This window comes from Sneathiella sp. (assembly GCF_036844445.1).
Lineage (GTDB): Bacteria > Pseudomonadota > Alphaproteobacteria > Sneathiellales > Sneathiellaceae > Sneathiella.
Map to the genome: position 1 here is coordinate 148,733 of NZ_DAIUFV010000003.1, position 24,172 is coordinate 172,904.

The window sequence follows — 24,172 nt, forward strand, 5'->3', positions numbered from 1 at the left end:
ATGAGTGTGGAAGTTCAAGATGAAATTCTGTTCGAGGTGCGGGGCGAGATCGGCGTTGTTACGCTGAACCGGCCAAAGGCCCTGAACGCGCTGACCCATGAGATGTGCGTCGCCTTCAACGAGAAACTCAAGGAGTGGGCGGTTGATCCGGGCGTTCAGGCTGTCCTCGTGCAGGGCACGGGCGAGCGGGCCTTCTGCGCCGGCGGCGATATCGTCAAGCTCTATAACGAGGGCCGCGCGGGCAGTGATTATCCGCTCAATTTCTATCGCGATGAATATTATCTCAACACCACCATCCGGCATTTTCCCAAGCCCTATATCGCCCTGATTGACGGGATCGTCATGGGCGGCGGCGTCGGCGTCTCCGTGCATGGCAGCCATCGCGTCGCCACCGAGCGGACGCTGTTCGCGATGCCGGAGACGGGCATCGGTCTCTTTCCCGATGTTGGCGGGTCATATTTTCTGCCACGGCTGGAAGGTCAGCTCGGAATGTATCTCGGGCTCACCGGTGCGCGGCTGAAGGCAGGCGATTCGGTCTATGCTGGCATAGCGCAGGTCTTTGTGGAAGCGGACCGGCTGCCGGCATTGACCGATAGCCTGACGACACGCCATTTTGAAGGCGACGTCGCGGCGGAAATCGATGCCATCCTCAAGGAATTCTCACGCGCGGCGCCAAGCGCGCCGATCGCCATCGAGCGCACGCTGATCGATCGCCACTTCGCGAAAGGGTCGGTGGAGGAGATTGTCGCAAGCCTCGAATCCGCCGGAGATGACTTCTCGTTCCTCACCGCGTCGACGCTGAAAACCAAGTCGCCGACCAGCCTGAAACTCACCCATCAGCAACTGCGTCGCGGCCTGAAGCTCGAGTTTGATGACTGCATGCGCATGGAGTTCCGCATGGTGAGCCGCGTCGTAAAGGGCACGGACTTCTACGAGGGCACGCGCGCGACGGTCATCGACAAGGACCAGACACCAGCCTGGAACCCGGCGACGCTGGAAGAGGTGAGTGACGCGGCGATTGACGCCTATTTCGCGCCGCTTGAGAAAGAGCTTTACTGAGCGTGTTGCGGCCGCGCCCCTCGCATGGCCGCCTGCCCTACCAGAGCGGCTTGTCGAGCCCTTCGAGCAGGATGAACTGGGCCTCCGCCGCAGGCGCGCGGGCGGCGCGGGCTTCGGCATATTCGGGGCTGTCGTAGAAGGCGCGGACGGTTGCCATGTCGGGAAACTCGAGCAATACCACGCGCCGGGTTTCCTTCGCCCCCTCGATCGTCTCCATCGCCCCGCCGCGCGTCAGATAGCGGCCGCCAAACTTGCGAACCGCGGCGGGCGCAATGGCTTTGTAATTTTCATACTGCTTGGGATCCGTGACATTGATCTGGGCGATGAGATAGGCAGGCATGGCAGCTCCTCCGCTGAATGAAGGCAACAACAATAACGGGAAACGCCTCCCGTGGCAATAATCGCCCGCTCCGCCCCGAAGGGCGGAGATGCGGACGTGTCAGCAGTGGCTTAGGAAAACTCGCCGTGCCTCCCGGTGCCTTTGACGAAGGTTCCGGCGCCGGACTGGAAGGCGTCTCTAAATGCGAACTTCGCGCCTTCGATCTCGCGGTCGATGGCCTCCTCTTCGGGGTAGTCCCACTGGTGGATCGCCGAGTAGCGATCGCAGAGCAGCGCCGATTGCGGAAAGGCGGCGAGCTGGTTGGCCAGCTCAAGCGCGGCGCTGAGCGCCTCGCCCTTCGGGGCGATGCGGTCGGCAAGGCCGATGCGGTAGGCTTCCTCGGCATTGACCGGGCGGCCGGTCATCAGCATATCGAGCGCGCGGCTCTCGCCGACAATGCGGGGCAGGCGCACGGTCGCGCCGTTCGGCATGGGACCGCCAAAGCGGCGGCAGAAGACGCCGAAAACGGCGCTCTCGCTCACGACGCGCATATCGCACCAGACGGCGAGCGCGAGGCCGGCGGCGACAGCATGGCCTTCAACCGCTGCAATAACCGGCTTGTCGAGGCGGCGGCGGGTCGCGCCCTTATCCTTGCCGGCCCAGCTGAACCCGATGGCGCTGCCATTCGAGATTTCCTCAAGATCGGCACCGGCGCAGAAATAGCCGCCGCTGCCGGTCAGGATGGCGATGCGCGACGTCTCGTCGGCTTCGAATTCGTGAAAGGCATCGTGAAGCGCCTTGACCATTTCGACGGTGCAGGCATTGCGCTGCGCCGGGCGGTCGATTGTGACGATGGTGACGGGGCCGTTCTTCTCGGCTTTCACAAATCCATCTGCGTAGCTTTTCATCTCTCCCCCTTTGTTATTATTTTTTGACGGAACGGGAAGGAGAGTAGGGCATTGTTGCCCTGTTGCCAATATCTGCGGAACTGCATTCTATGGAAGTTGTCTCTAACCTCTATTCTCGCGCGCGTTTCTCGTCTATAAATCAACGATGACCCTTCGCCGTAAACTCTATATTGGCTTTTTTGCCGCGCTGATGATCCTTGTGGTCATTCCCGTGGTCGGCATCTATTTTATCGAACGCGCCATCGTCTTTCCAGCGCCTGATCGGCTCGGCCCGACGGAGGTGGTTGACGGCTTCGCGCCCGTTTTGATCGAGACGCCGGACGGGGAGCAGCTGAAGGCGCTCTATCATCCTCCGGGCGCGCAAGCCGCGAGCATTCTCGTCTTTCACGGCAGCGCCGAGATTGCCGCCGACCAGTTGCCGCGCGGCAAGGCGCTGGCGGAAGCGGGCTTCGGGGTACTGCTTGCGGAATATCGCGGCTATGGCGGCAGCAGCGGCAGCCCGAGCGAAGAGGGCGTGATTACCGACGGCCTTGCCGCCTTTGACTATCTCGCCGCGCAAGGATCTGAGCCGATCGGCATCCTTGGCCAGTCGATCGGCGCGGCGGTCGCGGTGCCCGTGGCGGCAGCGCGCACTCCCTTCGCCGTGGTGCTGGAATCGCCCTTCCTCTCGCTGATCGAGGTGACGCGTTATCGCGTCGGGATTGCGCCATTCAGTTTCATGATGCGCTATCCGTTTCGTTCCGATCAGCGGATTGCCGATGTGACGGCGCCGATCCTGATTATCCACGGGACGGAGGACAAGGTGGCGCCGTTCGAGCAGGGGGAGAAGCTCGCGACCCTCGCGCCGCGCGGGACGGCCTTCATCAAGATCCCGGGCGGCGGCCACAACGATCTTGCGAAGTTCGACGACATGACGCCGATCGTCACCTTCTTCACGCGCAAGAACCCGGCGGCAGATGGGGCGCGCGAGGCGAGCAGCCGCTGACGGGCGCGCTGCGCGTCAGCCGCGCAGTTCCTCGCGGAGATAGGCGTCGCGCAGTTTGCGCATCCCCTTCAGCCAGCGATCATAATCATTGGCCTTGCGGCGGATATATTCGGCGACCTGCGGGTGCGGCAGGATGAGGAATTCCTCCTTATGAATGCCATCGACGACGCAATGGGCGAGCTGTTCGGGCTCCAGCACCCCATCGACCGAGGCGACGCCGCCGAGATTGCTTTCGGTCATGGCGGTTCGCACCGACTGCGGGCAGAGGACTGAAACCCGGATGCCCTTGTCGCCATAGCGGATGGAGAGCGTCTCGGCAAAGGCGATGGCGGCATGCTTGGTTGTCGAATAGGTGGCGCTGTCGACCTGGCTCAGCAGCCCGGCGGCCGACGCGGTGTTGAGGAGATAGCCGCCGCCATTGGCGATCATCTTGTCGACAAGCGCGCGCGCCGCATAGACATGCGCCATGACATGGATGTCCCAGTTGAGCTGCCAGATGTCGTCCGGCGTTTCCTCAAAGCCATAGCGGGCGATCCCGGCGTTGGAGCAGAAGATATCGATGGGGCCATAAGCCTCTTCCGCCTTGGCGACGAGATTCTGGATGTCGGCTTCTTTTGCCACGTTGCAGGGAACGGCGAGGCCGCCAACGGATTTTGCGACCTCGGCGAGCGGGCCTTCCTGCAGGTCGGCGACGGTAATGGACTTCGCGCCTTCCTTATGAAAACGCTGGGCGAGCGCCTTTCCGATGCCGCTCGCCCCGCCCGTGATAACGATATTCCTGCCCGCAATATTCATCGGTTTCTCCCGCAGTTTTGGCGCTTTTGCCAAGCGCTTAATAAATTGAACTGCGGGGGATTGTGGCCTCTCTTTACGCTCCCGTAAAGGCCTGAATGCCCGTCTGCGCGCGGCCGAGGATCAGCGCATGAACGTCATGCGTGCCTTCGTAGGTGTTGACGGCTTCAAGGTTGAGAACATGGCGGATGACATGGAACTCGTCGGAGATGCCGTTGCCGCCGTGCATATCGCGGGCCATGCGGGCGATGTCGAGCGCCTTGCCGCAGGAGTTGCGCTTGATCAGCGAGATCATCTCGGGCGCGGCGCGGCCTTCATCGCGGAGCCGCCCGACGCGCAGGCAGGCCTGCAGGCCGATGGAGATTTCCGTCTGCATGTCGGCGAGCTTCTTCTGGATGAGCTGGTTGGCGGCGAGAGGGCGGCCGAACTGTTTGCGCTCCAGCGTGTAGTTGAGCGCGGCCTGCCAGCAGAATTCAGCAGCGCCAAGCGCGCCCCAGGCAATGCCGAAACGGGCGCTGTTGAGGCAGCCGAACGGGCCGCTGAGGCCACGGACGTTGGGCAGGAGATTTTCTTCCGGAACGAACACGTCATCCATCACAATCTCGCCGGTGATGGAGGCGCGGAGTGAGAATTTGCCTTCAATCTTCGGCGCCGACAGCCCTTCCATGCCTTTTTCGAGGATGAAGCCGCGGATTTCGCCGTCATCGGTTTTCGCCCAGACGACGAAGACATCGGCGACGGGGGAGTTGGTGATCCACATCTTGGCGCCGCTGACGCGGTAGCCGCCGGGGGCAGAGCGCGCGCGCGTGACCATGCTGCCGGGATCGGAGCCGTGATCGGGTTCGGTCAGCCCGAAGCAGCCGATCCATTCGCCGCTCGCCAGCTTCGGGAGATACTTCTCGCGCTGCGCTTCCGTGCCATAGGTGTAGATCGGATGCATGACGAGGCTCGACTGCACGCTCATCATCGAGCGATAGCCGCTGTCGACGCGCTCCACCTCGCGCGCGACGAGGCCGTAGGAGACATAGCCGAGACCGGCGCAGCCATAGCCCTGAATGGTCGTGCCGAGCAGGCCGAGGGCGCCCATTTCGGTGAAAACCTCGCGGTCGAAGGTTTCATGGCGGTGCGCCTCCAGAACCCGGGACATCAGCTTGTCCTGGCAGTATTCGCGGGCGGTTTCACTGACCAGCCGTTCTTCCTCTGTTAACTGATCGTCCAGCAAAAAAGGGTCAACGGGATTGAAAGCAGGTCTGCTCATCATGTGTTCTCCGGATTTTGGGGGTCTGCCTCTCGCAGGAGAGGGAATTCATTTGGCACTGTTTAACCGCTTTGCGTGCCGACTTCAATATGCTTCATGGCCGCCTTTACGAATATGTGATAGGCTCTGGCCGGGCGCGGCGATAGGGGCAGGAGCATGACGGCGGACCGTAAAGACGAAGGGTATATCATCGAATTTCAGGCGCATGGCGCGACTGTCAAGGTGTCGGTGTTCGATCCCGCGACGCTTGCGGAAGTCTCCCTCGTCGGCCCAAGCAGCGCCGGTCGCGAGGCGCTGGAGCGGGCGGCGATTGCAAAGCTCGCCTATGTCCAGCGGCGCCGAAAAGAGGAATCGGGCGCGTCCGATGCATCCGCTGACTTTGAGAAAAAAAAGCCCGGCATTGTTGTCTAGCCGGGGATCAGTTTCCACGAACAGAAATATCGCCGCTTCAGGCGGTTTTTCTTTTGCGGCCGAGGCCGAATTCCTTGGCAAATTCCGAACGGCGTTTGGCATATGCCGGTGCGACCATCGGATAATCCGGTGGCAGGTTCCACTTCGCCCGGTATTCCTCCGGCGTCATGTCGTAATTGGAGCGCAGATAGCGCTTCAGCATTTTGAGCTGTTTACCATCCTCCAGGCAGATCAGATAGTCATCATGAACGGACCGCTTGATCGGCACCGCCGGTTTCGGCTCCGCCGGCTGATCAGGCTCCGCTTCCGTATCAAGCGAGGCAAGGGAATTGTACACCGCCTTGATAACGTCTGTGATCTCCGAATTTTCGATATGGTTGTTGCTCACATAAGCTGCGGTGATATCTGCAGTCATGCGCAGCAATTCCTCACGTTCCGTCAGGGTGGAGGGACTCCCCTCCTTAAAGTAGTTCTGGGTCATTTTTTATTTCGTTCGCTATTGAGTTGTTTAGCGCCTCCCGGCGGGAATACATGAAACAATCGGTATCCAAATGTCAATACATTGACTGCCGGTGTACTAAAAAATTTGTTAACAACTACATTCCATATACTTAATCGCTGTTTAGTTTGCTCCGGCGATTAGTTTCCGGGAGCAAATTAATACGGTTAATTTCTTGTGTGTTAATCAGGACCGCAATAACTGGACATAGCCGTTGCCGGTTCCACCTTGGGCCTAGTATTAATCACGAATTATGGCGCTATTTTGTCGTGCAATTGCGGATATTGTGGCGAAATAGCAGCTGTATATCACTGTTTTTTCAGGAGCGGATGATGATTTAAGATCATACGTCCGGCAATTCAACCGCTCCTCTCGTTTTTTCTTGCGATTTTTACAAGTAAACATGTTTTTCTCGGCTCTTCTCATGGGCGAATAGCGCGGTTTTCGTGGCCCAGAAGGGCAGGCGGAGAAAAAACCGTCTGCGGGCCGGGTTTTCCTAGGCACTCGCAACATCCTGTGCTATCCATCCGGCGCGGATTTCGCTTGCTGGAAAAGGACGGCCTGTCGTGAACGTTATCCAAAGGTGCCGACAGTCCGTGCCAGGGCGGATTGGATGGTGATGCTGACCGCGCATGAGACGCGGGGCGGCCTATAAAGGAGTGCGATAGATGTCGAAGCAGAGTGCTGACGTTGCAAATTTCTTCACGGCGGATCTGGAACGGAACGATCCCGAAATCTTCAAGGCGATCCGGCTGGAACTCGGCCGTCAGCGCGACCAGATTGAGCTGATCGCGTCGGAAAATATCGTCAGCCCCGCGGTGATGGCCGCGCAAGGCTCGGTTCTCACCAACAAATATGCCGAAGGCTACCCCGGACGCCGCTACTATGGCGGTTGCGAGTTTGTCGATATCGTCGAGGAGCTGGCGATTTCCCGCGCCAAAGAACTGTTCGGCTGCGGCTTCGCCAACGTGCAGCCCAACTCCGGCTCGCAGGCCAACCAGGGCGCCTTCATGGCGCTGATCAAGCCGGGTGACACCATCCTCGGCCTGTCGCTGGCCGCCGGCGGACATCTCACCCACGGCGCGCCGCCGAACCAGTCCGGCAAATGGTTCAATGCCGTCCATTATAATGTCGACCGGGAAACGCACCTTGTCGACTTTGACAATGTCCGCGCGCTCGCCCATGAACATCGCCCGAAAATCATCATCGCCGGCGGCTCCGCCTATCCGCGCCACCTCGATTTCGCGACCTTCCGCGCCATTGCCGATGAGGTTGATGCCTATCTGATGGTCGATATGGCGCATTTCGCCGGCCTTGTCGCCGCCGGCGTGCATCCGAGCCCGTTCCCGCATGCGCATATCGTCACCACCACCACGCACAAGACGCTGCGCGGGCCCCGCGGCGGCATGATCCTGACCAATGACGAGGCCATCGCCAAGAAGGTCAACTCGGCGATTTTCCCCGGCATGCAGGGCGGCCCGCTGATGCATGTCATCGCGGGCAAGGCGGCGGCGTTCGGAGAAGCGCTGACCCCGGCCTTCAAGGCCTACTCGGCAGCGGTCGTTGAAAATGCGAAGGTGCTGGCGGAAACGCTGGTCGGGCATGGCTTCGATATCGTCTCGGGCGGCACCGACACGCATCTCATGCTGGTCGATCTGCGCCCCAAGAAGCTGACCGGAAATGTCGCCGAGCGGGCGCTCGAAAATGCCCATATGACCTGCAACAAGAACGGCATCCCGTTCGATCCGGAGAAACCGACGGTGACCTCCGGCGTGCGTCTCGGGACGCCGGCCGGGACGACGCGGGGCTTTGGCGTCGCCGAATTCAGGAAAGTCGGCGACCTGATCGCCGAAGTGCTTGACGGACTGGCCGCAAATCCCGAGGATAACGGCGTTGTCGAGGCACGGGTCCGCGAAGAGGTGACGGCGCTCTGCAAGGCGTTCCCCATCTATCCGGGCCTTTAGGATCTGCCGGACCGACAACGGGGTTGGCAGAATAGCAAGGAGCAATCGGAATGCGTTGTCCATTTTGCAGCAGTGAAGAAACGCAAGTGAAGGATAGCCGTCCGACGGAAGATAATACGGCGATCCGCCGGCGGCGCGCCTGCGCCACCTGCGGAGCCCGTTTTACCACCTTCGAGCGGGTCCAGCTTCGCGAGTTGACCGTCGTCAAAAAGGACGGCCAGCGTACCCCGTTTGAGCGCGAGAAGCTGGAGCGCTCCATCAGCATCGCGACCCGCAAACGCCCTGTCGATCCGGATCGCATCGACCGCATGATCAACGGCATTGTCCGCCAGCTGGAAAGCAGCGGCGATCAGGAAGTCCCGTCCGAGCGCATTGGCGAACTGGTGATGGAGGGGTTGGCGGCGCTCGATAGCGTTTCCTATGTGCGCTTCGCATCGGTATATAAGGATTTCCGCGAAGCCAAGGATTTTGAAGAGTTTATTGGCGAACTCTCAAGCAATAGCTCAAGCTGAGCCGATCCTTCCGAAAGCGCGAGAGCAATGACAGCCGCTGACACTCTCAACGATGAACGCCATATGCAGAGCGCGCTCAATCTCGCCGCGCGCGGGCTTGGGCGTGTCGCGCCGAATCCGGCCGTCGGCTGCGTCATCGTGAAAGACGGCAAGGTTGTCGGGCGCGGCTGGACACAGGCCGGCGGCCGCCCGCATGCCGAGACGGAGGCGCTTCGGAGGGCAGGCGAGGCGGCGCGGGGCGCGACCGCTTATGTGACCCTTGAGCCGTGCGCCCATCAGGGCGCGACGGGTCCTTGCGCCGCGGCGCTGGTTGAGGCCGGGATTGCGCGCGCCGTTGTAGCGATCCGTGATCCGGACGAGCGGGTCAACGGTCTCGGGATCGCGATGCTGAAGGATGGCGGGATCGCGGTGACGGAAGGGGTCTGCGCCGAAATGGCCGCCGAGCTCAATTCCGGATTCATCATGACGCGGCGGCTCGGCCGGCCGCTGGTGACGCTGAAAATGGCGACGAGCCTTGATGGCTGCGTTGCGACGGCGAGCGGCTCTTCCAAATGGATCACCGGGGAGCAGGCACGGCGCTACGGTCATCTGATGCGGGCCGAGAATGATGCGATCATGGTCGGCGTCAACACCGTTCTGGTCGATAACCCCGAGCTCACCTGCCGGATTGACGGGCTCGAGGACCGCTCGCCCATCCGCATCGTCGCGGATTCGCGCCTGCGTCTGCCGCTCACCTCGAAGCTGGTTGCGAGCGCGGCGAAGACGCCGCTCTGGATCATTACGGTCCCGGATAACGATCGCGACCGGCTGAAAGCCTTCGTTGATCTCGGCGTTGAGATTGTCGAGGTGCCGGCGGATGCGTCCGGGCTTCCCGAAATGGCGCCGGCGCTCACAGCGCTCGCGGAAAAGGGGATCACGCGAATACTTGCCGAGGGTGGTTCCCATCTTCTGGCAAGCTTGATAAAAGAAGGGCTGGCGGACCGGCTGGAATGGTTTCGCGCAGGCAAGATCATTGGCGGCGACGGCATCCCGGCGCTCCAGTCCATCGGGCTTGAGCGGATCGAGGATGCGCCGGATTTGCGCCTGGTCAGCGAACGCCGGCTTGGCCGGGACATATTGGAAAGTTATCTCTTGCGGAATTGAGAGCAATGTTTACAGGTATTATCACCGATGTCGGAGAGGTGCGCGCCATCGAAAAGGCGGGCGACACCCGCATCGAGATAGCGACAGCCTATGATCTGGATACCGTCGATATCGGCGCTTCCATCGCCTGTTCGGGGCCGTGTCTTACGGTGATCGAGAAGGGCGAGGGGTGGTTCGCGGTCGAGGCATCGGACGAGACGCTCGGCTGCACCAATCTTGGCGACTGGATCGTCGGCACCAAGGTCAATCTGGAGCGGGCGCTGAAGGTTGGCGATGAGCTTGGCGGGCATATGGTGACGGGCCATGTGGACACCGTGATCAGCCTGCTGATGTCGCATCGGGTCGGTGAGTCCACGAAGCTGATCCTCTCGCTTCCGCCCGCCTTCGCGCCGTTCGTTGCGCCGAAGGGCTCGGTTGCGCTCGACGGCGTCTCGCTCACAGTGAATGAAGCGACGGATGATCACTTTACGGTCAATATCATCCCGCACACGCAATCCCATACGACCTTTGGCGGCTTCACCGTCGGTCGGCGGATAAACTTGGAAATAGATGTACTCGCGCGATATGTCGCGCGCATGGCTGAGGTTAATAATAAGAAATGAGCTATAAGGAATACCTTGCCTCGGCAGAGGAAATCATCGAGGACGCCCGCAACGGCAAGATGTTCATCCTCGTCGATGCGGAAGATCGCGAAAACGAGGGGGATCTGGTAATCCCCGCACAGTTTGCAACGCCCGATGCGATCAACTTCATGGCCAAATACGGCCGCGGCCTGATCTGCCTCTCAATGACGGAGGCGCGCGTCAACACGCTCGCCCTGCCGCTGATGGCGCAGGATAACGCCTCGCGCCTGACGACCAACTTCACCGTCTCGATCGAGGCGCGCGAAGGCGTCACCACCGGCATTTCCGCGGCCGACCGCGCCCATACCATCGCGGTCGCCATCGATCCGACGAAGGGCGCGGCCGATATCGTCTCGCCGGGCCATGTGTTTCCGCTGGTTGCGCGCGAGGGCGGCGTCCTCCGCCGCGCCGGTCATACGGAAGCAGCCGTCGATATCTCGCGCCTTGCCGGTCTCAACCCGGCCGGGGTGATCTGCGAGATCATGAATGACGATGGCACCATGGCGCGGCTGCCCGATCTTGTGAAATTTGCGCAGTTCCACGGCCTAAAAGTCGGCACCATCGCCGATCTGATCGCCTATCGCCGCCGCTATGACAGCCTGATCAGCCGCGAGATCGAAGCTGACATCAGCAGCAAATACGGCAACGACTGGAAGATGATCGTCTATTCCAACAAGCCCGAATATGCCGAGCATGTCGCGCTGGTGAAGGGCGATGTCGCGGGCGATGACGCGGTGCTGGTGCGCATGCATGCGCTCAACCTGCTCGGCGATGTTCTCGGCGAAATCGACGAGAATCCCGATACGCTGCATGATGCCATGCGGCAGATTGATGCGGCGGGGCGGGGCGTTGTCGTGCTGATCCGCGAGCCGCGCCCGATGGCGCTCTCGGACCGGGTCCGGCGCAAGCTCGGCAAGCCGGCCAAAGAACAGCAGGAACTGCGCGACTACGGGATCGGCGCGCAGATCTTGCTCAACCTCGGGATCCGCAACATGATCCTGCTTTCCAATAACAAGCGCACCGTGGTGGGGCTCGAGGGCTATGGCCTGACCATTACGGAAACGCGCGCTATCAGCAATAAGGGTTGATCATGAGCAGCGATATTCATGTGCTCGTCGTTGAGGCGGATTTCTACCGCGATATTTCCGATGCGCTGCTCGAGGGCGCGCTCGAGGTTCTCGATGCCGCCGGCTGCAGCTACGATGTCGTGCAGGTGCCGGGCTGCCTCGAAATTCCCGCCGCGATCCGTTTCGCCATCAAGTCGACCGAATTGATTACCGGCCGCCGCCGCTATGACGCCTATGTGGCGCTTGGCTGCGTGATCCGGGGCGAAACCTCGCATTATGATACGGTCTCGGAGGAAAGCGCGCGCGGCCTGATGGATCTCTCCATCCAGTCCTCGATCGCGGTCGGCAACGGCATCATCACCTGCGAGAATGAGGCGCAGGCCTGGGCGCGCGCCCGCAAGTCCGAGAAGAACAAGGGCGGCGGGGCGGCGGAAGCGGCGCTCCAGATGTTGAAACTGAAAGAAAAGTTCGGAATATTTCCGCGATGAATGAGCGCAGCGAAAAGCGGGGCGATAAACACAGCAGACGCACGCTGGCGCGGCTCAATGCCGTGCAGGCGCTCTATCAGCTTGAGCATGACCAGCGGCCGGCCGAAGAGGTCGTGGAGGAATTTCTCCAGCACCGCGTCGGCGCCGAGCTCGACGGCGACCAGTTCAAGGACAGCGACAAGCCGCTGTTTCGCGATATCGTCATCCACACACGCGAGCGGCAGGCGGAGATCGACGCGCTGATCGCCGGGCGGCTGGAAAAGGACCGCACGCCCGAGCGGCTGGAGATTGTCCTCCTCTGCCTAATGCGCGCGGCGACCTATGAATTCATGGCGCGCATTGATACGCCGGCAAAAGTGCTGATCAAGGAATATATCGGCATCGCCCGCAGCTTTTTCACCGGCAAGGAGCCGGCGCTCGTCAACGGCGTTCTCGACAAGGTGGCGAGAGAGCTGCGCCCCGGCGAATTCGAGTGAGATGACGGGGAGGGACGGCAGCGCGGCGCCCGACACCGGTGAATTTGCGCTGATTGAGGCGCTGTTCAAGCCGCTCGCCGCCCGAACGCCCGCCGCGCTTGGCCTCACCGATGACGCCGCAGTCTTCTCCCCGACGCCGGGCCGCGACCTTGTTTTCACAAAAGACGCGATGGTCGAGGGCGTGCATTTCCTCAAAACCGACGATCCGGCGGATATCGCGAAGAAGCTGCTTCGGGTCAATCTCTCGGATCTCGCCGCGATGGGGGCGAGCCCGGTCGGCTATCTTCTTGCGACCTTCTGGCCTGAAACCATCCGTCGCGACTGGATCGAGGGCTTCGCGAACGGCCTTGCCGCAGATCAGGAGCGCTTCGGCATCGGCCTTTTCGGCGGCGATACGGTTCGAACGCCGGGCCCGCTGACGCTTTCGCTGACCGCAATCGGCGAGGTGACAAGGGGGCAGGCGCTTCGCCGCAACGGCGCGAAGGCGGGTGACCTGATTGCCGTCTCCGGCAGTATCGGCGATGCGGCGCTCGGCCTTCAGATCCTGCAACATAAGATCAAGGGCGTTGTGGCGACAGACGCCGGCTTTCTCATCAATCGCTATCACCTGCCGACGCCGCGCCTTGCGCTCGCCCCGTATCTTGCCGGCGTTGCGACGAGCTGCATCGATATCTCCGACGGGCTGATCGCCGATATCGGACATATCGCGGCGCAGTCTTCGCTTGCCGCGCGTATTGACGGGCGGACCGTGCCGATGAGCCCTCCGGCGCGTGAAGCGCTTGCCCTGGACGAGGGGCTGCTCACCGTGCTGCTGAGCGGCGGAGACGACTATGAACTTGCGCTCACTTTCGCGCCCGGAAACGCCGCCGAGATCGACCGGATTGCGAAGAAGGCCGACGTTCCCCTTACCGTAATTGGCGAAATGACGGAGGGGAGCGGCGTCAGCGTCATCGGGCCGAAGGGGCAACAGCTAGTCTATGAAAGCGGGGGGTGGCGCCACTTCTAGGCCGCCGCGCAATTTGCATGTGAGCTATGCATATCTGTGGGTTGTTTTTTAGACACATTTTTGACATATTCCACGAAAATTTCGTGTGTTACGGGAGACATATATGCTGGCGATGCAGTACACGGTTCGCTTGCCGGAAGAATTCGATGAAACCCAGATCCGCAAACATGTGGCCGTACGCAGCCCGCTGTTCAACGGTTTCCCTGGCCTGCGGCACAAGTTTTACCTGTATGACGCCGACGAAAATGTCTACGCGCCATTTTATATCTGGGAGAATGCCCAGTATGCGCAGGAGTTTCTCCTCGACAATCTCTTCAACGGCGTATCGCAGAAGTTTGGCCGCCCGCGCGTACGGAGCTGGCAGGTCGTCGCCTTCGACTATGGCGAGCTGAAGGAAGATCCCGGATATATGCGCAGCGCCATTGACAAGGTGCCCTCCAATGAATCTGTCGGTATGCAGATGGAGAAAGAAAAGGCGCGCCACGACAAGGTTCTCGCATCGCCCGGCCTTTATATGCATATGGTCCTGCTCGATCCCGACCGCTGGGAAGTCGGACATTTCAGCTTCTGGGGCAAGGCCGAACAGGCGCCCCCCATCAATGCGGACTGCATCGATGAATATGCTGTCCTGAAAAGCTATCGGCATCTTGAAGGCGCAGCCTGACGTGCGCGGCCGATTTTACCTCACCTTTTCATAAACAGGAGCGATCGGCATGATGGATCGCCGGACCAGAATAAGCATTCTCCTGATGTCCGGCTGTCAGGCGCTGCTCAACAGCTCCACGTCGATCATGATTTCATCGGCCGCGCTTGTCGCGCTGATCCTGCTCGGGCCGGATAAGTCGCTGGCCACGCTGCCGGTATCGGCGGTGGTGACGGGCACCGCGCTCGCCACCCTCCCGGCGTCCCTGATCATGCGGCGGATCGGTCGCCAGCAAGGCTTTATCCTCGGCGCGGGGTTCGGCATTTTCGGCGCCGCAATCTGCAGCTACGCTGTCTGGATCGGCAGTTTCTGGATCTTTACCTTCGGCGCGCTGATCCTTGGGACATATGCGGCGTTCGGCAATTACTACCGCTTTGCCGCCGTCGATATCGCGGGGCATCAGAATCGCTCGCGCGCCGTCTCCTATGTGCTTGCCGGCGGCCTGATCGCGGGCTTTCTCGGACCGCAGATCGCGAGCCACAGCCGCGAGCTGTTCCTGCCCTATCTCTATCTCGGCACCTATCTTGCGGTTATCCTGCTCGGGCTTCTCGCCATCGTGCTGATCAGCTTCGTGCGCATTCCGAAGATGACGGTGAGCATGAGCGATGAGCCGCAGCGAGCTTTGCGCGATATCATCCGCCACCCGACTTTCATCACCGCCGTCCTCAGCGCCATGATCGGTTACGGCGCGATGAGCCTGATCATGACGGCGACGCCGCTTGCCATGGTTGGCTGCGGCCATGATGCATCCGATTCCTTTAACGTCATCAGCTGGCATGTCGTCGCGATGTATGGCCCGAGCTTCTTCACCGGACCTCTGATCGCGCGCTACGGCGAGCATCGCATCATCATTGTCGGGGCGCTGCTCGGGCTGGTCGCGGTCGGGATCGCTCTTGCCGGGCTTGAGCTTGCCAACTTCTATATTGCGCTGATTGCGCTCGGGGTGTCGTGGAACTTCATGTTCATCGGCGGAACGACACTGGTCACAACCGTCTATCGCCCCGCGGAGGCGGCCAAGGTTCAGGGGATGAATGATTTCCTCATCTTCGGCACGGTTGCGACGGCGTCGCTGCTGAGCGGCCAGCTGCAGGAACGTATCGGCTGGGAGGCGGTCAATTATGTCGCGCTGCCGATGTTCGCGCTGGTAATTCTGCTGGCGCTTCTAAATATGCGCGGCGGCCGGCGCCGGCTCGCGGCAGCGGGCGGCTGAACGCGAAGACGCCGCCCTTTCGGGGCGGCGCCGTTCCCAGGTATTCCGGACTAGATTTTGCCGTGCGAGGGCTCAGTCCTTCTGGATCATCGCTTTGCGGATAATTTCCGCCGCTTCCTCGGCATCGCCCCAGCGGGTGATGCGGACCCATTTATCCGCTTCCAGATCCTTGTAATGCTCGAAGAAATGCGAGATCTGATCGAGAAGGATGCCACGCAGGTCCGAATAGTTGTTGATGTTGGAATAATAGGGATGCAGCGCATCCACCGGCACGCCGAGGATTTTTTCATCCTGGCCCGCTTCGTCTTCCATAATGAGCACGCCGACCGGACGGGCGCGAATGACGGCGCCGGGGATCACCGGTGTCGGGCCGGTTACCAGCATATCGACCGGATCGCCATCATCGGCGAGGGTCTGCGGAATAAAGCCGTAGTTGCACGGATAGAACATGGCCGTATGCAGGAAACGGTCGACAAACATCGCTCCGCTTTCCTTATCGACTTCATACTTTACGGGCACACTTCCGATCGGGATCTCAATGACGACATTCACGTCCCATGGGACATTCTTGCCAGCCGGGATTTTAGAAATATCCATTACTTAGATTGTCTCCTGAAAATTCTGGCCTGCGATAGCACGTTCCGTAATTTTTTGCACCAGCGAATCGAAAAAAAATGTTTGGAATATAATGTACTAAATTAGATACATACTATATTCTGTGGCGTGCGGACTCATTCGGCATTCGGCTTTCGACCAGATTAAAGGGGGTAAAGACTGACCGGCCCGGTGGTCCAATAAGGTCAATAATAAAATGACCATGCGAAGGCATGGCCGCTTCGTAACTATTTGGGGGTATCAGAATAATGTCAGTTGAAATTTGGATTCCGATCATCTGCGGGCTGATCGCGCTTGCCTATGGCGCTTACGCCTCGCGGGTTGTGATTTCGCATGATGCGGGAACGGAGAAAATGCAGCGGATCGCCAGTGCGATTCAGGAGGGGGCATCCGCCTATCTGAACCGGCAGTATCTGACCATCGGCCTTGTCGGGATCGTGATTTTTGTCATTCTTTTCTTTCTGATGGGCTTGTATGTCGCCATCGGTTTCGCGGTTGGCGCCATTCTCTCGGGCGCGGCCGGTTTCGTCGGCATGAATGTGTCCGTGCGGGCCAACGTGCGGACGGCTGCGGCGGCCGCCAAGAGCCTGAAAGACGGCCTGCAGATTTCTTTCACGGCCGGCGCCGTCACGGGCATGCTGGTCGTCGGGCTTGCGCTGCTCGCCGTCGCGGGCTACTACGCGGTTCTTCTGAACGTGGGCGTTTCGAGCCGCGGCCTCATTGACAGCCTCGTCGCACTCAGCCTTGGCGCATCGCTGATTTCGATCTTCGCGCGGCTTGGCGGCGGTATCTTCACCAAGGGTGCGGACGTCGGCGCCGATCTCGTCGGCAAGGTGGAAGCAGGTATCCCCGAGGATGACCCCCGCAACCCGGCCGTGATCGCCGATAACGTCGGCGACAATGTCGGTGACTGCGCCGGTATGGCGGCCGATCTTTTCGAGACCTACGCTGTGACGGTGGTCGCGACGATGGTGCTCGCCTCCATCTATTTCGCTGGCGATACGGCGATGATGGCGTACCCGCTGATGATCGGCGGCATCTGCATCATCACCTCCATCATCGGCACCTTCTTCGTGAAGCTCGGCGCCAGCAACAACATCATGGGCGCGCTCTACAAGGGCTTCATCGTCACGACGATCCTCTCCGCCATCGCGCTCTGGCCGATCACCCAGTTCACGGTGGGAATGGATACTGTCTACAGCATCGGGGCAACCCAGTTCACGGGCTGGAGCCTGTTTTTCTGCGGGATTGTCGGGCTGGTAGTGACCGGTCTCCTGATCTGGGTGACGGAATATTACACCTCGACCGAATATCGCCCGGTGCGCAGCATTGCCGCCGCGTCGGAAACCGGCCATGGCACCAACGTCATCCAGGGCCTTGCCGTCTCGATGGAAGCGACGGCGCTGCCGGCGATCATCATCGTTGCCGGGATCATTGTCTCTTATAACCTCGCGGCGCTCTTCGGTATCGCCATCGCCGTGACCACGATGCTGGCGCTCGCCGGTATGATCGTCGCGCTCGATGCCTATGGCCCCGTCACCGACAACGCCGGCGGCATTGCCGAAATGGCCGAGATGGATGAGGACGTACGCAAGACCACCGATGCGCTGGATGCCGTCGGCAACACCACCAAGGCGGTGACCAAGGGCTATGCCATCGGTTCCGCCGGTCTCGGCGCACTCGTTCTGTTCGCCGCCTATACGGAGGATCTGACCTACTTCATCGCCAATGCGACAGCGGATCAGTTCAGCTTCTTCCAGGGCGTGACGCTCGATTTCTCGCTGAAGAACCCCTACATCGTCGTCGGGCTGATTCTCGGCGGCCTGCTGCCCTATCTGTTCGGGGCGATGGGCATGATGGCGGTTGGCCGTGCGGCCGGGTCTGTCGTGCGTGAAGTGCGCCGCCAGTTCAAGGAAATTCCGGGCATCATGGAAGGCACGGGCAAGCCCGACTACGGGCGCGCTGTTGACATGCTGACGCGGGCGGCAATCAAGGAGATGATCATTCCATCCCTGCTGCCGCTGCTGGCGCCGATCGTGGTGTTCGGTGTGATGCTGCTGATCGCCGACAAGTCGGCGGCCTTTGCGACCGTCGGCGCGATGCTGCTGGGTGTCATTATCACCGGCCTCTTCGTCGCCGTCTCGATGACGGCGGGCGGTGGCGCCTGGGATAATGCCAAGAAATATATCGAAGACGGCCACCACGGCGGCAAGGGCACCGATGCCCACGCTGCGGCGGTGACCGGTGATACCGTTGGCGATCCCTACAAGGACACGGCGGGACCCGCCGTCAACCCGATGATCAAGATCACCAACATCATTGCCTTGCTGCTGCTCGCGTCCCTCGCACACTGATCGGGACGAGAGTGGAAAACCCCCGGCCGAAAGCCGGGGGTTTTTTTATGCGCGCGAAGTGCGGCGATGATGAGAGGGAAGGCGCCCCGCGCGGTGCGGGCGGGGATTACGGGTTGTTGTTGGTATTGAACCGGCCGAGGTTGCCGAACAGCTGTTCCAGCAGGCCGAGCTTGCGCCCTCCCGTCGGCGTTTCCCGCTCGACGATCTTGATCTCCTCGCCGGCCTCCAGATCGAGGCCCTTGAGTTCCGCGACCACGTCATTGATATCGAACTTCACGATAAGGATATCGCGCGACGTCACTTCCTTTGCGAAAAAGGCGAGATGCTCGGTTTTGCTGCTGATGTAATACCAGGCGTCGCCCTCGGTCTGGAACGTCGCGATGGAGGAGGGCGAACCCATAATCTCCTGCACCATGTCCTTGGTGGTGACGCCCGCCTCAAGCTTGGCGACCTGCTCCGGATCGAAGTGATATCCCTGGTCGGCTTTGATAGGCTCACAGGCCGTCAACGCAAGCCCGAAGGCGGCAATGCACAGTCCTGTCGTTAGTCCTCTGGTCATGCGTCGGCGCGGCTTTCGGTTGACTATCTGCCCTGTAATGCGTAATTCAGGCTAATAAATGACCCGTCGTTCGGAAAATGTCAAATTTTCTGATAATCAGCGAGACGATCCGGTCATCACATTCCGTCGAGCCTCGGCAGGAGATCAGCAGCGTGGTTTTTTCAAAACTTTTCCGGCGCAAGCGGCAGGAGCAGCAGGCCGCCTCGCTCTATGTCGAGATCGTGACGCGGGCCCGGATGCCGGTCTTTTACGAAATCGCCGCGGTACCGGATACCGTCGACGGACGGTTCGAGATGATCTCGCTGCACGCCTTTCTGGTGATGCGCCATTTGCGCCGCGGTGACGAGGCCGCGCGAACGCTCTCGCAGAGCCTCTTCGATCAGATGTTCGCCGATATGGACCAGAACTTACGCGAAATAGGCATCGGCGATCTCAGCGTTGGCAAGCATATCAAGAAGATGGCGAAGGCCTTCTATGGCCGCGTCGCCGCCTATGACGCGGCGCTGGACGGCGGAGAAGAGACGCTGGAGGAGGCTCTAATGCGCAACCATTACGGCACGCTTGAGAGCGTGTCGGAGGACGCCGTTTGCATCCTTGCGGATTACGTACGGAATGCGGATGCGCATATGGCGGCGAAGGGAGTAGAGCCGCTGCATACCGGAACGGTTGATTTCGGCCCGCTGCCCCGCGAATAAGAGGCGACGGCTTTGCGCGATTTCAAAGGCTTTCTTGGCCCTCGCGCGCGGCAATTTGCGGGCGGCGGAAAAAACATTGACCGGAGGCGGTGAAACCAGTATTTTCGCGCCTTCGAATCGCCTGTCGGCTGAACGCAGCTACGGGCCGTTCGGGCGCGCACTTTGAAAGGAATTGTTGCAATGCAGGAGACCGGCGGAGATTTCGCGCGGTGGATCAATGTCGAACGTCTGGGGCGCGAGCCGATGACTTTCGATATCGTTGCGACAGAAGCGGAATGCCGTGCGCTGGCGGAGACCCTTGGCATCATAGGGGTTTCCGACGTTCACGCATGGGGTTCCATCAGCCGGCGGAGCCTGAACGGGCAGCTTGAGCTGGTCGGGCATGTCAAGGCGGAGGTCGTACAGGCCTGCGTCGTGACGCTCGATCCGGTGCCGGAGACGATTGACGAGGAATTTAAGGTATTCTACACCTTCGATCCGGGCGACCTCGAAATCGAAGAGCAGGAAAAGGTGGTGGCGCTGGATGAGCCGGATCTGCCGGAGTTGATCGTGGCGGGCCGTATCGATCTGGCGGCGATGGTATCGGAGCAGATCGCGCTTGCGCTTGATCCCTATCCGCGCAGCAAGGACGCGCCGGAGCTTCGGGACGAAGACGCGGAGGTCCTTGAACAGGCCAAGAAGGAGCAGGGGGTGCATAAGCCCTTTGCAAATTTGAAGGACTTGATGAGCAAGAAGTGATATGTAGGACAGTAACGTTTCATATCACTACTGGGTTTGATATCGCCCCGCTGCGGCCGGGCATTGAAGTGAAAGACTAGGAAAATGGCAGTACCAAAAAGAAAAACCACCAAATCCAAGCGCAACATGCGCCGTGCCCATGACGCACTGGTTGGTACGCAGGTTCAGGAATGCCCGAACTGCGGCGAAATGAAACGGTCTCATCATATCTGCGGCTCCTGCGGACATTATGGGGACCGCGAAGTTCTGGAAACGAGCGAGATCCTCTGATCGGCTCGGCTGACCAGGACGACCGGATCCGGACATCAACATGCCAGACAACATTGTCATCGCCCTTGATGCGATGGGTGGGGACCACGCCCCAGACATCGTCGTAAAGGGCATCGACATAATCCGCATCCAGTTTCCGAAAGCCCGGTTTTTGCTGTTCGGGGATGAGGCGCGGCTGACGCCGCTGCTTCAGGCCCATCCGGCTGTGCAGGCGATTTGCGATTTGCGGCACACGGACGAAGTGGTGACAGGCGAGGACAAGCCGAGCCAGGCGCTCCGCAAGGGCCGGCGCAGCAGCATGCGGCTGGCGATCGATGCCGTGCGCGACGGGGAGGCGGGGGCCATTGTCTCCGCCGGCAACACCGGTGCACTGATGGCAATGGCGAAAGTCTCGCTGAAGATGATGACAGGCATCGACCGCCCGGCGATTGCCTCTGTGCTGCCTTCGCCGCGCGGCGAGACGGTGATGCTCGATCTTGGCGCCAATGTCGAATGCGATGCCGACAATCTCGTTCAGTTCGCCTTTATGGGCGCGGATTTCGCCCGGGCTGTGCTTGGCCGTGTTCCGCCGCGCGTTGCGCTTTTGAACGTCGGCAGCGAGGATTTGAAAGGCCACGACACCGTCAAGGCCGCAGGAGATCGTCTGCGGTCGATCGAAAACCCGCCCTTTGAATATCACGGCTTCGTCGAAGGCAATGATATTACTGGCGGCGTTGTCGATGTGATCGTCACCGACGGCTTCACCGGCAATGTCGCGCTGAAAACGGCGGAAGGGGTGGTACGGCTCTTTACCGATTTCCTCCGTGCGGGCTTTCGCAGCTCGCTGATGGCGCGGATCGGCTATCTTTTCGCGCGCGGCGGACTCAATATCCTGAAAGAGCGGCTTGATCCGCGCGCCTATAACGGCGGCGTGCTTCTCGGCCTCAATGGCCTTTGCGTGAAAAGCCATGGCGGGACAGACGCCACCGGTTTCGCCAACGCCATCGGCGTCGCCATCGAGATGGTTTCCGACAATATGATCGAGAAAATGCGCGCCAACTTCGAGACCTTTGATATGGCCGCGAAAATGAGCAATAATGGCTCCGGCTCCGGTAGCGGGGACGGTCAGCGCGATGACGCTGCCTCGTCCCGAACCCCGTCGGCCGCCCCCGTGGATCAAGCCACTGACACCGCACAGGATGTCGGTTAGAACAGGAAACCCATGCGTCGTTCAGTTATTACCGCTACCGGATCGTATCTGCCCAAGCGTATTCTCACCAACCATGAACTGGCCGAAATGGTCGACACCTCCGATGAGTGGATCGTCTCCCGCTCCGGTATCCGTCAGCGCCATATCGCCGCGGACGGGGAGCTGACCTCGGATCTTGCGACGCATGCGGCGAAGGCGGCGCTTGAGATGGCCGGCCTTGAAGCCAACGACATTGACCTGATTGTACTTGCGACGGCAACGCCCGACGAGACCTTCCCGGCAAGCGCGACGGTGGTGCAGAAAAACCTCGGCATGACGCGAGGCGTCGCCTTTGATCTTCAGGCCGTTTGCAGCGGCTTCCTGTTCGCGCTCGCGACCGCCGACAATTTCATCCGCGCCGGGCAGGCCAACCGCGCCCTGGTGATCGGCTCGGAGACCTTTTCGCGTATCCTCGACTGGGAGGACCGCACGACCTGCGTTCTCTTCGGCGACGGCGCGGGCGCCATTGTGCTCGAAGCGATGGAGGGCGAGGGAACGTCCGATGATCGCGGCATCCTGACGACGCATCTGCATTCCGACGGCGAGAAGCACGACCTTCTTTACGTCGACGGTGGCCCGTCCTCGACGCAGACGACCGGCCTGTTGCGGATGGAGGGGCGGGAGGTTTTCCGCCATGCCGTGACGAATCTCGCAAATGTTGTGCATGAGGCGCTCGAGGCGACGGGACTCCAGACCTCTGACATCGACTGGCTCGTCCCGCATCAGGCGAATAAGCGGATTATTGACGGGACTGGAAAGAAACTTAAACTCGATCCTGAGAAAGTCGTCTTAACCGTTGAAAAACATGGAAATACTTCCGCTGCTTCCGTTCCGCTCGCTCTCGATGAGGCGGTCCGCGACGGCCGCATCAAGCGCGGCGATCTCCTGCTTTTGGAGGCGATGGGCGGCGGTTTTACCTGGGGATCGGCACTCATTCGCTGGTAAGGCGCGGAAGAATCGCGAATCTCTTTTGTGCGCAAGTCCCTTTACGGTACTAATTCCCTGATCTATTTCAATCGGTTATCGCGCTCTTTTGCGGCCAAAACGGGGTTTTCTCCGCTTCCGGCAGCGGAAAATCCGCTTTCTGATTGACGCGTCCCGCGGCTTTGATAATCCTGTAGAGACTAACGGGGTATCATCATGACAAAAAACACATTGACCAGAGCGAATTTGGCGGAGGCCGTATATCAGGAAGTCGGATTATCACGTAACGAATCCGCTGAACATGTAGAGGCAGTCCTGTCCGAAATTGCGAACCGGCTTGTCGCCGGCGAGACAGTAAAAATTTCCTCCTTCGGAAGCCTTCAGGTGCGCCAGAAGACCGGCCGCGTGGGGCGCAATCCCAAAACAGGAGAAGAAGTGCCGATCAGTCCGCGGCGTGTTCTCGTCTTTCGCGCATCGCATGTCCTGAAGGACAAGATCAACAAGGGTAACGGTGGCGCATAAGGTGGCGAGAGAGGCCGAAAAACGGGAAAAGTCAGCCGAGGCGTTTCGCACCATCAGCGAGGTGTCCGCGGAACTCGACGTGCCGCAGCATGTCCTGCGGTTCTGGGAGACGAAGTTCAAGGTCGTCAAGCCGCTTAAGCGGGGCGGCGGCCGGCGTTACTACCGCCCCTCCGATGTCGAGCTGATCCGCGGCATTCGCGACCTTCTCTACAAGCATGGCTTCACCATCCGCGGGGCGCAGAAGCTGCTGCGCGAGCAGGGAGGGCGCATCGACAATGTGGATGCGCTGATCTCGGCAACCCGGACCGAGGGGAACCCCGCGCTCTCCCAGGCGGTGAGCCAGGAGGCCGCTGCGGGCGAGGCAGCAGAGAGCGCGCTCGGGGAGGATGCGAAAGCGCAGCTACGGCTCATTCTTGCGGATCTGAAGGCGCTGAAAGAGCTGCTCGGCTGACACGGGCCCAAAAGGCCGCGCGCCTCTCGGGACGCGGAGAAAAAATAACGCCCGAAGCTGATAACGGGCGTTGCCATTCACGGCGCTGCTCAGTATAGTGCGCCAGCCTTTGGGGGCGGAGCCTCCGCCCGCCGGGCATATCCGCCTCGCGGATCTTCTCGGGCAGTAGCGCAGCCTGGTAGCGCACTTCACTGGGGGTGAAGGGGTCGTCGGTTCAAATCCGGCCTGCCCGACCAATTAGAAAGCCTCGAAACCGAAGGGTTTCGGGGCTTTTTTTGTAATGCCCGAGGCTTGGGGTTTGCAGCGATATGCGTGCCAAATCACGATTTTTTTTGTGGCCCTTGAAACCCGCAGAAAACCGCCGTCGTGCGTGAGTGGCTTTGGATGACTGGC

Annotated in this window: 28 protein-coding genes and 1 tRNA gene; 22 read left to right on the forward strand and 7 right to left on the reverse strand. The window is 60.5% G+C overall.

Going from position 1 to position 24,172, the window contains the following annotated elements:
- Positions 1-1,059: an enoyl-CoA hydratase/isomerase family protein gene (locus V7Z56_RS07410; RefSeq protein ID WP_334128740.1), complete on the forward strand. Its 1,059-nt coding sequence runs from the start codon at positions 1-3 to the stop codon at positions 1,057-1,059.
- Positions 1,060-1,096: 37 nt separating this feature from the next.
- Here V7Z56_RS07410 and V7Z56_RS07415 read toward each other — a convergent pair whose 3' ends face one another.
- Both V7Z56_RS07415 and V7Z56_RS07420 read right to left on the reverse strand, forming a co-directional pair.
- Positions 1,097-1,399, reverse strand: a complete 303-nt coding sequence (locus tag V7Z56_RS07415; protein ID WP_334128741.1) for a DUF1330 domain-containing protein — start codon at positions 1,397-1,399, stop codon at positions 1,097-1,099.
- Positions 1,400-1,509: 110 nt separating this feature from the next.
- Positions 1,510-2,286, reverse strand: coding sequence for a crotonase/enoyl-CoA hydratase family protein (locus V7Z56_RS07420; protein WP_334128742.1), 777 nt, complete (start codon positions 2,284-2,286; stop codon positions 1,510-1,512).
- A gap of 145 nt (positions 2,287-2,431) precedes the next feature.
- Between V7Z56_RS07420 and V7Z56_RS07425 the strand changes: the two genes are divergently transcribed.
- Entirely contained in the window at positions 2,432-3,271 is an 840-nt protein-coding gene (locus V7Z56_RS07425; protein ID WP_334128743.1) for an alpha/beta hydrolase, read from the forward strand.
- Between the two features lie 15 nt (positions 3,272-3,286).
- Here V7Z56_RS07425 and V7Z56_RS07430 read toward each other — a convergent pair whose 3' ends face one another.
- Both V7Z56_RS07430 and V7Z56_RS07435 read right to left on the reverse strand, forming a co-directional pair.
- Complete coding sequence (locus V7Z56_RS07430; RefSeq protein ID WP_334128744.1) at positions 3,287-4,066, reverse strand: SDR family oxidoreductase; 780 nt, start codon at positions 4,064-4,066, stop codon at positions 3,287-3,289.
- 73 nt (positions 4,067-4,139) lie between these two features.
- On the reverse strand, positions 4,140-5,321 hold the full coding sequence (locus tag V7Z56_RS07435; RefSeq protein WP_443023773.1) for an acyl-CoA dehydrogenase: 1,182 nt from the start codon (positions 5,319-5,321) through the stop codon (positions 4,140-4,142).
- A gap of 156 nt (positions 5,322-5,477) precedes the next feature.
- Here V7Z56_RS07435 and V7Z56_RS07440 point away from each other — a divergent pair, with 156 nt between their 5' ends.
- Positions 5,478-5,732 carry a DUF6898 family protein gene (locus V7Z56_RS07440; protein ID WP_334128746.1) on the forward strand — a complete coding sequence of 85 codons (255 nt, stop codon included), beginning with the start codon at positions 5,478-5,480 and terminating at the stop codon, positions 5,730-5,732.
- Positions 5,733-5,769: 37 nt separating this feature from the next.
- Here V7Z56_RS07440 and V7Z56_RS07445 read toward each other — a convergent pair whose 3' ends face one another.
- Positions 5,770-6,213 (reverse strand): MucR family transcriptional regulator, encoded by a 444-nt coding sequence (locus V7Z56_RS07445; protein WP_334128747.1) that lies wholly within the window; start codon positions 6,211-6,213, stop codon positions 5,770-5,772.
- A gap of 686 nt (positions 6,214-6,899) precedes the next feature.
- Between V7Z56_RS07445 and glyA the strand changes: the two genes are divergently transcribed.
- From glyA to V7Z56_RS07495, 10 genes are all read left to right on the forward strand, one after another.
- Positions 6,900-8,195, forward strand: a complete 1,296-nt coding sequence (glyA, locus tag V7Z56_RS07450; protein ID WP_334128748.1) for a serine hydroxymethyltransferase — start codon at positions 6,900-6,902, stop codon at positions 8,193-8,195.
- A 50-nt stretch (positions 8,196-8,245) separates the two neighbouring features.
- Positions 8,246-8,707, forward strand: coding sequence for a transcriptional regulator NrdR (gene nrdR / locus V7Z56_RS07455; RefSeq protein WP_334128749.1), 462 nt, complete (start codon positions 8,246-8,248; stop codon positions 8,705-8,707).
- 27 nt (positions 8,708-8,734) lie between these two features.
- Entirely contained in the window at positions 8,735-9,850 is a 1,116-nt protein-coding gene (gene ribD, locus V7Z56_RS07460) for a bifunctional diaminohydroxyphosphoribosylaminopyrimidine deaminase/5-amino-6-(5-phosphoribosylamino)uracil reductase RibD (RefSeq protein WP_334128750.1), read from the forward strand.
- A 5-nt stretch (positions 9,851-9,855) separates the two neighbouring features.
- On the forward strand, positions 9,856-10,452 hold the full coding sequence (locus tag V7Z56_RS07465; RefSeq protein WP_334128751.1) for a riboflavin synthase: 597 nt from the start codon (positions 9,856-9,858) through the stop codon (positions 10,450-10,452).
- Positions 10,449-11,561 carry a 3,4-dihydroxy-2-butanone-4-phosphate synthase gene (ribB, locus tag V7Z56_RS07470; RefSeq protein WP_334128752.1) on the forward strand — a complete coding sequence of 371 codons (1,113 nt, stop codon included), beginning with the start codon at positions 10,449-10,451 and terminating at the stop codon, positions 11,559-11,561. Before V7Z56_RS07465 ends, ribB begins: the two co-directional genes overlap by 4 nt.
- A 2-nt stretch (positions 11,562-11,563) precedes the next feature.
- Positions 11,564-12,028: a 6,7-dimethyl-8-ribityllumazine synthase gene (locus V7Z56_RS07475; RefSeq protein WP_334128753.1), complete on the forward strand. Its 465-nt coding sequence runs from the start codon at positions 11,564-11,566 to the stop codon at positions 12,026-12,028.
- On the forward strand, positions 12,025-12,504 hold the full coding sequence (gene nusB / locus V7Z56_RS07480) for a transcription antitermination factor NusB (protein WP_334128754.1): 480 nt from the start codon (positions 12,025-12,027) through the stop codon (positions 12,502-12,504). Before V7Z56_RS07475 ends, nusB begins: the two co-directional genes overlap by 4 nt.
- A 1-nt stretch (position 12,505) precedes the next feature.
- The gene (thiL, locus tag V7Z56_RS07485) at positions 12,506-13,510 is read left to right on the forward strand and encodes a thiamine-phosphate kinase (RefSeq protein ID WP_334128755.1); all 1,005 of its coding nucleotides are present in this window, start codon (positions 12,506-12,508) and stop codon (positions 13,508-13,510) included.
- A 103-nt stretch (positions 13,511-13,613) separates the two neighbouring features.
- A complete protein-coding gene (locus V7Z56_RS07490) occupies positions 13,614-14,174 on the forward strand; it encodes a DUF4865 family protein (RefSeq protein ID WP_334128756.1) in 561 nt (186 codons plus the stop codon).
- Between the two features lie 49 nt (positions 14,175-14,223).
- The gene (locus V7Z56_RS07495; RefSeq protein ID WP_334128757.1) at positions 14,224-15,423 is read left to right on the forward strand and encodes an MFS transporter; all 1,200 of its coding nucleotides are present in this window, start codon (positions 14,224-14,226) and stop codon (positions 15,421-15,423) included.
- A 72-nt stretch (positions 15,424-15,495) separates the two neighbouring features.
- On the opposite strand, the gene ppa is transcribed toward V7Z56_RS07495, so the two are convergent.
- Positions 15,496-16,020, reverse strand: coding sequence for an inorganic diphosphatase (gene ppa / locus V7Z56_RS07500; RefSeq protein ID WP_334128758.1), 525 nt, complete (start codon positions 16,018-16,020; stop codon positions 15,496-15,498).
- A gap of 266 nt (positions 16,021-16,286) precedes the next feature.
- Here ppa and V7Z56_RS07505 point away from each other — a divergent pair, with 266 nt between their 5' ends.
- On the forward strand, positions 16,287-18,392 hold the full coding sequence (locus V7Z56_RS07505) for a sodium-translocating pyrophosphatase (RefSeq protein ID WP_334128759.1): 2,106 nt from the start codon (positions 16,287-16,289) through the stop codon (positions 18,390-18,392).
- A 106-nt stretch (positions 18,393-18,498) separates the two neighbouring features.
- Here V7Z56_RS07505 and V7Z56_RS07510 read toward each other — a convergent pair whose 3' ends face one another.
- Positions 18,499-18,951, reverse strand: a complete 453-nt coding sequence (locus V7Z56_RS07510; protein ID WP_334128760.1) for an outer membrane protein assembly factor BamE — start codon at positions 18,949-18,951, stop codon at positions 18,499-18,501.
- 152 nt (positions 18,952-19,103) lie between these two features.
- Here V7Z56_RS07510 and V7Z56_RS07515 point away from each other — a divergent pair, with 152 nt between their 5' ends.
- From V7Z56_RS07515 to V7Z56_RS07550, 8 genes are all read left to right on the forward strand, one after another.
- Complete coding sequence (locus tag V7Z56_RS07515) at positions 19,104-19,646, forward strand: ubiquinol-cytochrome C chaperone family protein (RefSeq protein WP_334128761.1); 543 nt, start codon at positions 19,104-19,106, stop codon at positions 19,644-19,646.
- A gap of 180 nt (positions 19,647-19,826) precedes the next feature.
- Positions 19,827-20,384 (forward strand): YceD family protein, encoded by a 558-nt coding sequence (locus V7Z56_RS07520; RefSeq protein ID WP_334128762.1) that lies wholly within the window; start codon positions 19,827-19,829, stop codon positions 20,382-20,384.
- Positions 20,385-20,468: 84 nt separating this feature from the next.
- Entirely contained in the window at positions 20,469-20,654 is a 186-nt protein-coding gene (rpmF, locus tag V7Z56_RS07525) for a 50S ribosomal protein L32 (protein WP_334128763.1), read from the forward strand.
- Positions 20,655-20,694: 40 nt separating this feature from the next.
- Positions 20,695-21,843 (forward strand): phosphate acyltransferase PlsX, encoded by a 1,149-nt coding sequence (gene plsX, locus V7Z56_RS07530; protein ID WP_334128764.1) that lies wholly within the window; start codon positions 20,695-20,697, stop codon positions 21,841-21,843.
- 12 nt (positions 21,844-21,855) lie between these two features.
- Complete coding sequence (locus V7Z56_RS07535; RefSeq protein WP_334128765.1) at positions 21,856-22,827, forward strand: beta-ketoacyl-ACP synthase III; 972 nt, start codon at positions 21,856-21,858, stop codon at positions 22,825-22,827.
- A gap of 195 nt (positions 22,828-23,022) precedes the next feature.
- Complete coding sequence (locus V7Z56_RS07540) at positions 23,023-23,328, forward strand: integration host factor subunit alpha (RefSeq protein ID WP_334128766.1); 306 nt, start codon at positions 23,023-23,025, stop codon at positions 23,326-23,328.
- Positions 23,318-23,779, forward strand: a complete 462-nt coding sequence (locus V7Z56_RS07545; RefSeq protein ID WP_334128767.1) for a MerR family transcriptional regulator — start codon at positions 23,318-23,320, stop codon at positions 23,777-23,779. Before V7Z56_RS07540 ends, V7Z56_RS07545 begins: the two co-directional genes overlap by 11 nt.
- Positions 23,780-23,938: 159 nt before the next feature.
- Positions 23,939-24,015, forward strand: a tRNA-Pro gene (locus V7Z56_RS07550).
- Positions 24,016-24,172: the final 157 nt, after the last annotated feature.

Bases quoted from the DNA above. Each gene is read 5' to 3' on its own strand.
- V7Z56_RS07410 (WP_334128740.1), top strand. From the start codon at position 1: ATGAGTGTGGAAGTTCAAGATGAAATTCTGTTCGAGGTGCGGGGCGAG.
- V7Z56_RS07415 (WP_334128741.1), bottom strand. From the start codon at position 1,399: ATGCCTGCCTATCTCATCGCCCAGATCAATGTCACGGATCCCAAGCAG.
- V7Z56_RS07420 (WP_334128742.1), bottom strand. From the start codon at position 2,286: ATGAAAAGCTACGCAGATGGATTTGTGAAAGCCGAGAAGAACGGCCCC.
- V7Z56_RS07425 (WP_334128743.1), top strand. From the start codon at position 2,432: ATGACCCTTCGCCGTAAACTCTATATTGGCTTTTTTGCCGCGCTGATG.
- V7Z56_RS07430 (WP_334128744.1), bottom strand. From the start codon at position 4,066: ATGAATATTGCGGGCAGGAATATCGTTATCACGGGCGGGGCGAGCGGC.
- V7Z56_RS07435 (WP_443023773.1), bottom strand. From the start codon at position 5,321: ATGAGCAGACCTGCTTTCAATCCCGTTGACCCTTTTTTGCTGGACGAT.
- V7Z56_RS07440 (WP_334128746.1), top strand. From the start codon at position 5,478: ATGACGGCGGACCGTAAAGACGAAGGGTATATCATCGAATTTCAGGCG.
- V7Z56_RS07445 (WP_334128747.1), bottom strand. From the start codon at position 6,213: ATGACCCAGAACTACTTTAAGGAGGGGAGTCCCTCCACCCTGACGGAA.
- glyA (WP_334128748.1), top strand. From the start codon at position 6,900: ATGTCGAAGCAGAGTGCTGACGTTGCAAATTTCTTCACGGCGGATCTG.
- nrdR (WP_334128749.1), top strand. From the start codon at position 8,246: ATGCGTTGTCCATTTTGCAGCAGTGAAGAAACGCAAGTGAAGGATAGC.
- ribD (WP_334128750.1), top strand. From the start codon at position 8,735: ATGACAGCCGCTGACACTCTCAACGATGAACGCCATATGCAGAGCGCG.
- V7Z56_RS07465 (WP_334128751.1), top strand. From the start codon at position 9,856: ATGTTTACAGGTATTATCACCGATGTCGGAGAGGTGCGCGCCATCGAA.
- ribB (WP_334128752.1), top strand. From the start codon at position 10,449: ATGAGCTATAAGGAATACCTTGCCTCGGCAGAGGAAATCATCGAGGAC.
- V7Z56_RS07475 (WP_334128753.1), top strand. From the start codon at position 11,564: ATGAGCAGCGATATTCATGTGCTCGTCGTTGAGGCGGATTTCTACCGC.
- nusB (WP_334128754.1), top strand. From the start codon at position 12,025: ATGAATGAGCGCAGCGAAAAGCGGGGCGATAAACACAGCAGACGCACG.
- thiL (WP_334128755.1), top strand. From the start codon at position 12,506: ATGACGGGGAGGGACGGCAGCGCGGCGCCCGACACCGGTGAATTTGCG.
- V7Z56_RS07490 (WP_334128756.1), top strand. From the start codon at position 13,614: ATGCTGGCGATGCAGTACACGGTTCGCTTGCCGGAAGAATTCGATGAA.
- V7Z56_RS07495 (WP_334128757.1), top strand. From the start codon at position 14,224: ATGATGGATCGCCGGACCAGAATAAGCATTCTCCTGATGTCCGGCTGT.
- ppa (WP_334128758.1), bottom strand. From the start codon at position 16,020: ATGGATATTTCTAAAATCCCGGCTGGCAAGAATGTCCCATGGGACGTG.
- V7Z56_RS07505 (WP_334128759.1), top strand. From the start codon at position 16,287: ATGTCAGTTGAAATTTGGATTCCGATCATCTGCGGGCTGATCGCGCTT.
- V7Z56_RS07510 (WP_334128760.1), bottom strand. From the start codon at position 18,951: ATGACCAGAGGACTAACGACAGGACTGTGCATTGCCGCCTTCGGGCTT.
- V7Z56_RS07520 (WP_334128762.1), top strand. From the start codon at position 19,827: ATGCAGGAGACCGGCGGAGATTTCGCGCGGTGGATCAATGTCGAACGT.
- rpmF (WP_334128763.1), top strand. From the start codon at position 20,469: ATGGCAGTACCAAAAAGAAAAACCACCAAATCCAAGCGCAACATGCGC.
- plsX (WP_334128764.1), top strand. From the start codon at position 20,695: ATGCCAGACAACATTGTCATCGCCCTTGATGCGATGGGTGGGGACCAC.
- V7Z56_RS07535 (WP_334128765.1), top strand. From the start codon at position 21,856: ATGCGTCGTTCAGTTATTACCGCTACCGGATCGTATCTGCCCAAGCGT.
- V7Z56_RS07540 (WP_334128766.1), top strand. From the start codon at position 23,023: ATGACAAAAAACACATTGACCAGAGCGAATTTGGCGGAGGCCGTATAT.